Genomic DNA, 1,449 nt, shown 5'->3' with positions numbered 1-1,449 from the left:
ATTATTTACTTATCTCATTTTTTGAGGCCCACAGAAAGTCCCTTCTTCAATCTCTGCTCGGTCAATGCAGCAATAACTGCCGCTCCCACTCCAGAACCATCCACAGCGGCCGTGATGGTGATTGGGTCCTCCACAGAGTCGTCCCATTCGAAAATGTCACGCAAAGCACGAGCAGTTCTCTCTTTGAATCCAGGATACATGTTGTAGACAGAACCGTCAGCAGCACAGTGGCCGGTCTTGTAGCCTCTTTTTTTGCAAATGGCTGCAATTCCACACACAGACAACCTGGCGGAACGCTCACCAACCTTTTGGGCGATACGTGAAATAACAGCTCTTTCATTGAAGGTGGTGTCCAAGTTCAACACTTCCTTGAACAATGCCTCCACCTCAGTGAGACTCTCATAAGGATCTTCTTCAATTCTCGCAGGGAACGAAGTGTCCATGATAAACTCTTCTTTCAATTTGGAGAGATCCTGGCCTTGGAAAATCAACTTTTTCTCCTCCGCCAAGTCAAGCAAAATGAGTCGCAAAACCTCACCCAAGTAGTAGCCTGATATCATTTTTTCAAACGATTGTTGACCCGGTCTGGGCGATTGCTTGTCGATGAGAACGTCGTATTTGGTTCTTGGCAACACCACAAGCTCGTTGTCGAAAGCACCGTACTCACAGTTAATGGCCATAGGGCCGTCCTGAGCTACATCCGATTCCACCTTTCCTTCCAACTTGGGAATATCCTTGACTACATCGTAGTAGGCTCCGTTACAACCAGTTCCGAAAATCAACCCCATAATGGTTTCAGGATCAGTGTACATGGAAGCAACCAAAGTACCGGTGGTATCGTTGATCAAAGCAACGACATCGATTGGAACTCCAATATTCTTGATGGCATCTTGAAGCATTGGAACCACATCGTGGCCCTCTACTCCGTCGATATCAAACCCTTTGGTCCATCTTTGTAAAACACCAGTGTTAATAGAATATTGCGTGGCAGGGTAAGAGAACGTGAATCCCAATGGTAATGGTTCGGTACAGCCGTCATTGAATTCTTGTTCGACAAACTCTTTAAGACACTTGGCAATGAAACCAAACAACTCGTCGGCGGTGGAGGTTCTCATGTCCAGAGGCAAAGCATATTTGGACTGAATGGTTTGGAAAGAACGGTTTCCGTCCAATTTCACCAACACAACTCTCAAGTTGGTTCCTCCCAAATCGATGGCCAAGTAGTCACCCTTCTCCTTACCAGTAGGAAAGTCCATGACCCAACCAGGAATCATGGGAATGTTACCACCTTTCTTGGACAAACCCTTGTCCAATTCCGTTATAAAGTGGGCGGTAACTTTTTTCAAAACTTCGGGCAGCAATGTTAACATATCTTCGATGGCATGCAACTCTGTGGATAATTCCTGGGGAACATCCTTGAGAAGATTTGATCTTTCATGAGCATCGTGG

General features: G+C 46.0%; 1 protein-coding gene. It reads right to left on the bottom strand.

From position 1 onward, the window contains the following. Positions 1-14: 14 nt before the first annotated feature. On the bottom strand, positions 15-1,449 hold a 1,435-nt coding region (locus H9Y04_RS49030), incomplete at its 5' end, for a hexokinase family protein (protein ID WP_187820137.1).

The sequence above is a fragment of the Streptomyces polyasparticus genome (genome assembly GCF_014493765.1).
Classification (GTDB): Bacteria; Actinomycetota; Actinomycetes; order Streptomycetales; family Streptomycetaceae; genus Streptomyces; species Streptomyces polyasparticus.
This window is presented reverse-complemented; position numbering and strand designations above follow the sequence as displayed.